Annotated in this window: 7 protein-coding genes; 2 read left to right on the top strand and 5 right to left on the bottom strand. The window is 70.2% G+C overall.

What is annotated here, in order from left to right; all coding sequences use genetic code 11:
- Window positions 1-30 precede the first annotated feature (30 nt).
- Window positions 31-720: a hypothetical protein gene (locus tag CWC38_RS09685; RefSeq protein WP_121846550.1), complete on the bottom strand. Its 690-nt coding sequence runs from the start codon at window positions 718-720 to the stop codon at window positions 31-33.
- 16 nt (window positions 721-736) lie between these two features.
- Complete coding sequence (locus CWC38_RS09680) at window positions 737-1,891, bottom strand: alpha/beta hydrolase (RefSeq protein WP_121846549.1); 1,155 nt, start codon at window positions 1,889-1,891, stop codon at window positions 737-739.
- 353 nt (window positions 1,892-2,244) lie between these two features.
- Here CWC38_RS09680 and CWC38_RS09675 point away from each other — a divergent pair, with 353 nt between their 5' ends.
- Window positions 2,245-2,913 (top strand): DedA family protein, encoded by a 669-nt coding sequence (locus CWC38_RS09675; protein WP_121846551.1) that lies wholly within the window; start codon window positions 2,245-2,247, stop codon window positions 2,911-2,913.
- A 109-nt stretch (window positions 2,914-3,022) separates the two neighbouring features.
- Here CWC38_RS09675 and CWC38_RS09670 read toward each other — a convergent pair whose 3' ends face one another.
- On the bottom strand, window positions 3,023-4,024 hold the full coding sequence (locus tag CWC38_RS09670) for a zinc-binding dehydrogenase (RefSeq protein WP_121846548.1): 1,002 nt from the start codon (window positions 4,022-4,024) through the stop codon (window positions 3,023-3,025).
- Between the two features lie 194 nt (window positions 4,025-4,218).
- On the opposite strand from CWC38_RS09670, the gene CWC38_RS09665 reads away from it, so the two are divergent.
- A complete protein-coding gene (locus CWC38_RS09665; RefSeq protein WP_121846547.1) occupies window positions 4,219-5,487 on the top strand; it encodes an MFS transporter in 1,269 nt (422 codons plus the stop codon).
- 128 nt (window positions 5,488-5,615) lie between these two features.
- On the opposite strand, the gene CWC38_RS09660 is transcribed toward CWC38_RS09665, so the two are convergent.
- On the bottom strand, window positions 5,616-7,277 hold the full coding sequence (locus tag CWC38_RS09660; RefSeq protein WP_121846546.1) for a thiamine pyrophosphate-dependent enzyme: 1,662 nt from the start codon (window positions 7,275-7,277) through the stop codon (window positions 5,616-5,618).
- A 207-nt stretch (window positions 7,278-7,484) separates the two neighbouring features.
- A complete protein-coding gene (locus tag CWC38_RS09655) occupies window positions 7,485-8,915 on the bottom strand; it encodes a sugar porter family MFS transporter (protein ID WP_121846545.1) in 1,431 nt (476 codons plus the stop codon).
- Between the last annotated feature and the right edge of the window lie 265 nt (window positions 8,916-9,180).

The following is a 9,180-nucleotide window of genomic DNA, read 5'->3' as shown; positions in this document are numbered from 1 at the left end:
GGGCGGGGGAACAGGCCGCCGTGCGGCGCGTCAGCCGACGAGGAAGTGCCCCAGGAGCAGGAACCGGCCGGCGTCCAGGACCAGGAACAGCGCCGCGAGACCCAGCAGCACGGTGACCGCCACGCCGACCCACGGTGAGATCCTGGCCCACGCGCGCTGCATGACGGCGGAGAACCGCTCCTGCCTGCCCAGCACGGTGAGCAGAAGCAGCAGCGTGAGCGCGATCTGGCTGATGAGCGCCCACGCCACCCAGCCGAGCACCATGACCGGAAGGGGCTGGGCGGCGGCCACCGCCACGTGGATGTCGAAGGGCGGGTCGAACACCACGATGCCCACGAACACCAGCGCCGTGACGTAGAGGGCCCACGCGTTCCTGGCCGGCGGCTTCTCCTCCTCGGGGGCGGTGCCCCTGCGCCGGGAGACGGCGCGCACCGCCGCGAACACCCCGATGGCAACGCCCAGGGCCAGCTCCACCCATGCCGCCACGGCACCGTGGCGGACCAGCCCCCACCAGTCCACGCTCTGCAGGACCGGGCCCACCAGGAGCGTGAGCCCGAGCCCCAGGAGGACGGTGCCACCCAGGAGCAGCGCCGAAGCCCCCACGACGTGACGACGCCGCAACCCCGCCCCCAGCGCGGCCGCCATGATGACCATCGGGGCGGGATCGAAGCCGCCCGCGGCTGTGGCCAGGACAGTGGCGGCATATTCCGCGACATTCATCAGCAGGTGTCCAATCTCAGGCGGGCAGGGGGGCGAAACCGGGCGACGTCCGGCCCAGCCACGTCAGGGCAGGGTTCAGCTGGGCCTCCCACAGTGCCACCCGGTGCCCGCCGCTCTCGGAGATGTTGGACACCAGACCGGTGGGCCCCGTGACGGCCGGCGCGAAGGCCTTGACCGCCCGCAGGGAGATGGTGTCCTCCCCACCCGTGAAGAACCAGATGTCCACGTCCGGCTTCTCCCGCCGGACCACCCGTGCAAGGTCGTAGGACTCGGGGTCAGCGGTCTTCCACTGCTGCCCAGGACTGTACATGGGGACGAAGTAGCCGGCGAGGTTGATGCTCGTGGCCCAGATCTCCGGGTGGCGCACGGTGTGCATGGAGGAGCACCAGCCCCCGGCGCTGTAGCCGAGTGTGGACCACGCCCGCCGGTCCGTGGAGACCCGCAGGTTCGTGCGGATCCAGGAGACCACATCCCGGCTCACGTACGTGTCCCAGCGGCCGTGCGTGCTGTCCACGCACTCGGTGTCGTTGTTGCCGGGGTAGACGTCCGGGATCACCACGACGGCCTCGCGCATGGCGCCCTCGGACACCGCCGTGCGGATGTGCTGCGCGATGTTCATGGCCTTGGTGTAGGTCCGGACGTCCCCGGGGAAGCCCGTGAAGGCCGTGATCACGGGGTAGCTCCGCTGCGGCTGCGACATGTAGGAGGGCGGAAGCCACGCCGTGGCCTCCTGTGTGAGACCGGACTGCGGTCCCGGAATCTTGACGTTCACCCACTGCCCCGAGGTGTTGGCGGGATCCAGCTGGGCGCCGAACGCGGGGTTCTTCACCGGGTCCGACTGCACGGTGGTGAACTTCTCATGGGGCAGGTCCTGAAGGGCCTTCGCGGCCACGGGAACCGTGCCCACGGTGGCTGTGGCCACGGGACCCCCGCCGTCGGAGAAGAGGTCACCCCAGCTCGAGTACCACTGGTTGTCCATGTTCATCTTCAGGAAGATCCCGGCCAGCGCGAGCGTGACCACGAGCAGCACGCACACGAGCTGGACCACGTACTTGCGCAGGCCCGGGCGGCGGTTCCTGGGCAGCACCACCACGGTGACGGCCAGGAGGAAGACCGCCAGCACGGTGACCAGGATGAGGAGTGGCCACCCTGTGAGTTCGAAGAACGCCATTGCAGACTGCTCGTTTCCCATGGAGTGTCGGACGACCGCGCGTCCCCCGCCGCGACCGGCCCGTGAGGCCGCCGCGCGGAGTCCGCACGGGGACAGCATAGGGACCGCGCGCGGCTGCAGGGACCCACTGCCCGGTGTCCCGGCGAGTTGCGGGGAGGTCCCCAGCCGGCATCCGGCCAGCGGGCAGCTGCGCCGCGCTTCGGCGCGGGACAGGTCAACGGGGCGGTGGGAGAGGGAACACAGGGCGGCCCCGGACGCCTGTGGAACATGCCCGGCGGGGGAACCGGGCCGGGCGCCGTCGTCACCCGGACCGATGCCGCGGGGGCCGCGGGCGGAGGGCATACTTGGACACCATGACGCCAGAAGTGATCCACACGGCCGGGCTCCTCGCCCCGCAGCTGCTCCCCCTGGGGGACCCCGCCCAACTGCTCGAGCAACTGGGGCCCTGGGCGCTCGCGGGCATGACGCTCATCGTGTTCATCGAATCGGGTCTGCTGTTCCCGTTCCTGCCCGGCGACTCGCTGCTGTTCACGGGAGGTCTGCTGCACCAGGCGCTGCACATCCCGCTGTGGCTCATGATCGTGGTGCCGTTCATCGCGGCAGTCGCGGGCGACCAGGTGGGGTACTACCTGGGGCACCGGTTCGGGCGGCGCTTCTTCTCCGACGACGCACGGTTCCTGAAGACCAAGTACCTCACCCAGACCGAGGACTTCTTCCGCAAGTACGGAGGCCGTTCGATCGTGCTGGCGCGCTTCGTCCCCATCGTGCGCACCTACGTGCCGCTCGTGGCGGGCACCGCGAAGCACCCCTACCGCGCGTTCGTGGGCTGGAACGTGCTGGGCGGCTTCCTGTGGGTCACCATCATGGTGGTTGCGGGATCCCTCCTGGGCGGCATCCCGTTCATCCGCGACAACGTGGACCTGATCGCCATCCTCATCGTGCTCCTGTCCCTGATCCCGGTGGGCATCCAGATCATCACGAGCCTGCGGAACAGGGAGCCGGAGGACGGCGCGGGCCGCTGAGGCGGTCGCGCCAGCCGGGAGCACGGCCGGGACGCGGCACCGTCGGGGCGCGGCGTCGCTGGAACCGCAGCATCCCCGAAAGCGGCGGTGACTCTGGAGCAACGGCGTCTCAGGGGACGATGGTGAACTTGACGGTCCCCTCGCCGCCGCGCTCGGCGAGCCGCAGCACGTCCTCGGTCTCCTCGAGTGTGTGCACGCTGCCGAGGCAGTAGTCCACGGAGACCTCACCGTCGCGGATGCGACGCACGGCCTCGTGGAAGGACACCAGCCCTGGTTCGGACTGGGCTGCCACCGATCCCTGGAGCCGCACGGACTTCCGGAAGACCTCGTAGACCGGCACGGGGGCAGGGTCGAAGCTCTCGTACAGCCCGAACCACCCCACGATGCCGCGGTTGGCCACGATCTCCACGGCCTCGGCCCGCAGGGCGTCGGAGCCCACGGCCTCGATCACGAGGTCCGCGCCCTCGCCGCCGGTGAGCTCGGAAACCACGTCCGGGAGGTTCTCCTGCGGCACCCTCACCGTGTGGGCGCCCAGCTCCCGTGCGATCTGCAGGCGTGACTCCTCCTTGTCGGAGACGATCACCTGCTCGAAGCCCCGCAGCAGGGCATCCTGCAGGAAGAACAGCCCCGCGGAGCCCGCCCCCATGATCACGCAGGTCCCCGCCCGGCGGGCCGGGATCTCGGTGGGCCAGTACAGGTTCATCGCGTAGAGGCACGTGCCCATCTGCTGGGCCATCATGTAGCGGCGCATCTCGGTGAGGTCGTCCGGATCCACGTGCTCGGGCAGGGCCACCGCGTGGAGGTCGTCCAGGAGCATGAACTCGGCGAACGTCCCGCCGAGCTCCCCGGGCGGCACGCACAGCACCGCGGTTCCCACCGGGAACGTCTCGGAGCGGGACTCCGTGACCACGCCCACGCCTTCGTGCCCGGGATACCCCGCGCGCTCAGGGGCGGTGGGGTGCATGGTGCCGTGCAGGACGGAGTGCAGGTCCGAGCCGCACACGGAGGCCGCGACGAGCCGCACCACGAACTCACCGTCCCGTGTGGGGTGCGGATCCGGCCACTCCTTCACCAGGACGGTTCCGGTGGCGGGGACGTGGGTGGCTCGCATGCGGTTCTCCTTCGAACGGGCCCGGGAGGTCGAGAGTTCCTGACGTTCCACGGTACGCCACGACAAGACCCGAACCAGGGCTGCCGGGGCGCGGAACGCGGGCGCGGGTCTCCTGCCACGGGGTCCCTCTTCCCGGGGGCCGACCACGGGACCACCGCCACCGGACCGGGGCCGGCGCCCGGTAGCCTGGGGCGGTGCAGCTTCCCCGCGCCCTCAGGCCCTTCTCCTCCCCCGCCTACAGGGTGCTCGCGCTGGCCATGGGCGTGAGCGTGTTCGGCTCCGGACTGTGGGCCGTGGCCATGGTGGCCCGCGTGATGGCCCTGGGTGGTTCCGCCGTGGACCTCTCGCTCGTCACCGCCGCGGGCGCTGTGGGCATGGTGATCTTCGTGCTGCTCGGGGGCGTGGCCGCGGACCGGTTCCGGCTACCGGTGATCCTGCGCTGCGTGGAGCTGACCAATCTGGCCACGGCCCTGACCGTCGTGGTCCTCACCTGGACGGACGCGCTTGCCCTGTGGCACCTGGGTGCAGCGGCCTTCGTGTTCTCGGGCGCCGTGGGATTCTTCTACCCCGCGTACTCGGCGGCACTGCCGCGCATCCTGCCACCGGCCCAGCTGCTCGCGGCCAACGGGGTGGAGGGCACTGCCCGGCCGCTGCTCCAGCTCGCCGCGGGCCCCGCCGTGGGGGGCGCGCTCACGTCGCTCGCACTGCCCGGCGCCTCCGTCCTGGCCATCGCGGTGTGCCACGCCGGCGCCCTGGTCCTCATGCTGCGGCTGCGACTGCCCGAGCGGGACGACCCGCAGGACGCTCCGGGGCACGACGACGCCGCGGCCGCACCCCGGGCGACCATCCTCCGGGACATGCTGGACGGCTTCCGCTACTGCCTCCGCACGCCGTGGCTGCTGTGGACCCTGCTGTGGGCCATGAGCGCGATCTTCCTCTTCACCGGTCCCCTGGAGGTGCTGGTGCCGTTCCTCGTGGTGGACCGGCTGGGCGGCACGGTGGCCGGCTACGGCGCCATGCTGGGGCTGTACGGGATCGCCACGGCCGTGGGATCCAGCCTCATGGCGTCCTTCCGGCTGCCCCGGAACTACCTGACCACCATGGTGTGGCTGTGGGGTTTCGGCACGCTGCCGTTCGGACTCGTGGGAATGACCGGCTCATGGTGGGTCATGGCGCTGGCCCTGTGCGTCTTCGGCGCCACCGGGGGAGCGGGTCAGGTCATCTGGGGAACGCTGCTGCAGCGGCGCGTCCCGGGGCACATGCTGGGCCGGATCTCGTCCCTGGACTTCTTCGTCTCACTCCTGCTCATGCCCATCTCCATGGCGGTGGCAGGTCCTGTCGCGGAGGTCCTGCCCCCGGTCACCATCTTCTGGGGTGTGGCCGTGCTGACCCCCGCACTGGGTGTGCTCGCGGTGGTGGCGGGCCGGATGCGCGCGGACCAGCAGGCGCACCCGCTGCACTGAGCGCGCGCGGCGTCGTCCCGGCCCGGAGCGCCGAGGTCGACGAGATCGCGTCCGCGCCCTCGCGGCGCCCCGGGCGGCAGGACGGGAAGTGCTGACGATCGGGCTTCTGACCCGTGCCTATGCCTGGATCAGTATGCCTTGTTGCGCTGCTCCACCACCAGGTGGATGAGAGCGAACGTGTGGTCCTCGTCGATGGCACGGAAGGCCTGCTCCAGGGCGCCGGGGATCTCCGACTCCCGCTCCACGCGCGCCCCGAACCCGTGGAAGGCGTCCGCCATGGCTGCGAAGTCCGGGTTCTTCAGCTGGGTTCCGGACACGTGGCCCGGGTACTGGCGCTCCTGGTGGGTGCGGATGGTGCCGTACTCCTGGTTGTCCATCACGATCACCAGGGGCGTGGCGCCGTACTGCGCGGCAGTGGCCAGCTCCTGGCCGTTCATGAGGAACTCGCCGTCCCCGGCGATCGAGATGACGCGACGGCCCGGGAAGTTCAGCGAGGCGGCCACGGCGGAGGGCACCGAGTAGCCCATGGAGCCGTTGCGCGCCGAGATCATGGAAGCGTAGCCGTTCGTGGGGAAGTACCGGTGCGCCCAGTTGGTGTGCTCGCCCGCGCCGAACGTGACCATGGCGTCCTCGGGCAGGGTCTTCACCAGCTCGCTCATCATGGTGTCCATCGTGGCCGGACCGTCCTGCTCCGGAGCGGGCTGCGGTGCGCAGAACTCCTCCTGCTGCCGGCGCATGCGGCGGCACCAGTCCCGCCACGTGTCCTTGACGGGCAGGGTCATCCGCACCAGGTCCCGCACGAACACGTCCGGCTTGGCCACGATCTGGTACGTCACCGCGCCGGAGCGGCCCCGCATGGAGGGGTCCATGGTGACGATGAAGTTCTTCTTGGACCAGTCCTGGCGCACCAGGAACCCGTTGGTGATCACGTCCCCGGGGACGGTGCCCACGAAGACGAGCAGGTCCGTCTCCTCCAGCAGGTCCACGGTGGGCTTGGGCCGGCCGTAGCCGATGGGCCCCACGTAGGACGGCGAGCCGAACGGCACGGTGCCCTCGCAGCGCCACTCCGCGGCCGCGGGGATGTGGTGCTCCTCCAGCCACTGGGTGAAGCGTTCCGCGCCCTCCACGGTCCAGTCGTTGCCGCCGAAGACGAACAGCGGTTTCAGGGACTGCTTCAGTGCGGCCTCCAGGGCCTTCCAGTCGTCCACGGTCATGCCGCCGCCCGCCACAGGGATCACCGGGTGGAGGGTGGGCTCGATCTCGCGGGTGATGACGTCCTCGGGCAGCCCCACCACCACGGGGCCCGGGCGCCCGGAACGCGCCGCGAACATGGCCTCCGCCACGTACTCGGAAGCCCGCTCCGCGTGGTCCAGGACCATCACGCGCTTGGCGCCGGACGCGAACCACTGGTGCGGGTCGAACTCCTGGAACGCCTCCTTCTCGCGGTGCTCGAAGGGGATGAGCCCCACGAACAGCACCATAGGGGTGGAGTCCTGCCACGCGGTGTGCAGACCCACGTGCGCGTTGGCGGCGCCGGGGCCGCGGGTCACCATGGCCACGCCGGGGACCTCGTTCATCTTCCCCTCCGCCTCCGCCATGTACGCGGCGCCGCCCTCCTGCCGGCACACCACGGTCTGGATGGGGGAGTCGTCGAGCCCGTCCAGCACGTCCAGGTAGCTCTCACCGGGAACCACGTAGGCACGCTCCACGCCGTGGGCCGCAAGGGAGTCGACGATCACGTGGCCCGCGGACTTGCGTCCCGGAGCTGCGGTGGCGGTCTGCTGGATCATGGGAGTCTCTTTTCGCCGTCGAAAACAGGGGGCGCACCGGGTCCCGACACCCGGGCGCCTGCACAGGTGTCTCGAAAATACCCGACCGTCGGTCTCCGTCCCGCAATGCGTCCAGCATCCGGGATGCACGCGTCACGGGGGACGACGACGCCCCGGTGCGGTGCGGGCCGCGGGCCGGGGCGTCGTCGTGGGTGGAGCGTGTGAGGGCTACTCGTGCATGTCCTCGAGCTCCACGTTGGTGGTCTCCCGCACCATCTTGATGGTGAAGATCAGCGAGACCAGGGCGAAGAACGCGTAGATGCCGTAGGTGAGGCCCAGCGAGTAGTTGGACAAGGAGGGGAACGTGACGGTCACCGCCCAGTTGGCGATCCACTGCACTGCACCGGCCACGGCCAGGGCGGCGCCGCGGATGTGGTTGGGGAACATCTCCCCCAGCAGCACCCACATGAGCGGGCCCCACGAGACGCCGAAGAACACCACGAAGAGGTTGGCGGCGATCAGTGCCACCGGCCCGGCCACGGGGCCGAGGTCCGGGGTGAGCTGGCCGTCCACCATGACCTTGCTGGCGGTGGCGAACACCACGGCCATCACACCCAGGGAGAGCGCCATTCCGGCGGAGCCCACGAGCAGCAGCGGGCGGCGGCCGATGCGGTCCACCAGGAAGATGGCCACGATGGTCACCAGCACGTTGACCACGGACGTGGCCACGGAGATCGTGAAGGAGTCGGACTCCTTGAAGCCCACCGACTCCCACAGCACGTTGGAGTAGTAGAAGATCACGTTGATGCCCACGAACTGCTGCAGCGCGGCCAGGCCGATGCCCACCCACACCACGGGCTTGAGTCCGGCCATGGAGCCGCGCAGGTCCGAGAAGCGGGGCTTGCGCTCGTTGTTGACGGTGGTGCGGATCTTCTCCACGCGGCTCGCGACGGCGTCGTCGCCGTGGATGCGGGAGAGCACCGCCGTGGCCTCGTCCTCGCGGCCGGCGGAGACCAGGAAGCGCGGGGACTCGGGGATCAGGAAGGAGCCGATGCCGTAGAGCACTGCGGGCACGGCCATGATGAGGAACATCCAGCGCCAGGCCGCCAGCCCGAGCCACAGCTCCTGGGAGGCGCCTCCGGCCCAGTTGGCCAGCAGGGCGTCCACGAGCAGGGACAGGAAGATGCCGAGCACGATGCCCATCTGCTGCAGCGAGCCCAGACGGCCGCGTAGGTGCGCCGGGGAGACCTCGGCGATGTAGGCGGGGGCGATCACGGAGGCCACGCCCACGCCGACGCCGCCCACCACGCGCCAGAAGATGAGCCACTCGATGCTCTGCGTGAGGGCGCAGCCGATGGCGGAGAGCAGGAACAGCACCGCCGCGATCTTCATGATGGGGATGCGCCCCGTGCGGTCCGCGATCCGCGACCCGAAGAACGCGCCCACCGCGGCACCCAGCAGGGCCGCCGCGACGGCGAAGCCGAGCGGACCGGGCCCCACGTCGAACGAGGACTGGATGGAGGAGACCGCGCCGTTGATCACGGCGGAGTCGTACCCGAAGAGGAGGCCGCCGAACGCGGCCACGGTGGTGATTCGTACGACGGCACCGGTGTTCGTCTGATGATGCTCCGGTGAGTGTGCTTGCGCTGGATGGCTCATCCCGCAGCTCCCTTGCTGTCCTGAATTTCAACGCTCGAGAGTCCCCCGCCCGATGACACCGTGGCTGCCGGGAACTGTGACCGCGGGGTGCTCCGAGAGAGCTGCGAGCGGGACCTGCCGGGAGGGGTGGCGGCTGTCGGGGAAGGACAGTGCCCCAAGAGTAGGACTCGCATCACAGAATGTCCATGAGTCGAACACAAATGGGAGCCATGTCGTGCCATCGTTCGTCAGGGTCAGGGTCAGGGTCAGGGTCAGGGTCAGGGTC

Origin of the sequence: Kocuria tytonicola, assembly GCF_003687455.1 — a bacterium.
GTDB classification, from domain to species: domain Bacteria; phylum Actinomycetota; class Actinomycetes; order Actinomycetales; family Micrococcaceae; genus Kocuria; species Kocuria tytonicola.
Note: the sequence above shows the minus strand (reverse complement) of the source record. Positions and strands in the feature narration are given on the sequence as shown.

Excerpts from the sequence above, each read along its gene's own strand:
- CWC38_RS09685 (WP_121846550.1), bottom strand. The coding sequence starts at position 720 with ATGAATGTCGCGGAATATGCCGCCACTGTCCTGGCCACAGCCGCGGGC.
- CWC38_RS09680 (WP_121846549.1), bottom strand. The coding sequence starts at position 1,891 with ATGGCGTTCTTCGAACTCACAGGGTGGCCACTCCTCATCCTGGTCACC.
- CWC38_RS09675 (WP_121846551.1), top strand. The coding sequence starts at position 2,245 with ATGACGCCAGAAGTGATCCACACGGCCGGGCTCCTCGCCCCGCAGCTG.
- CWC38_RS09670 (WP_121846548.1), bottom strand. The coding sequence starts at position 4,024 with ATGCGAGCCACCCACGTCCCCGCCACCGGAACCGTCCTGGTGAAGGAG.
- CWC38_RS09660 (WP_121846546.1), bottom strand. The coding sequence starts at position 7,277 with ATGATCCAGCAGACCGCCACCGCAGCTCCGGGACGCAAGTCCGCGGGC.
- CWC38_RS09655 (WP_121846545.1), bottom strand. The coding sequence starts at position 8,915 with ATGAGCCATCCAGCGCAAGCACACTCACCGGAGCATCATCAGACGAAC.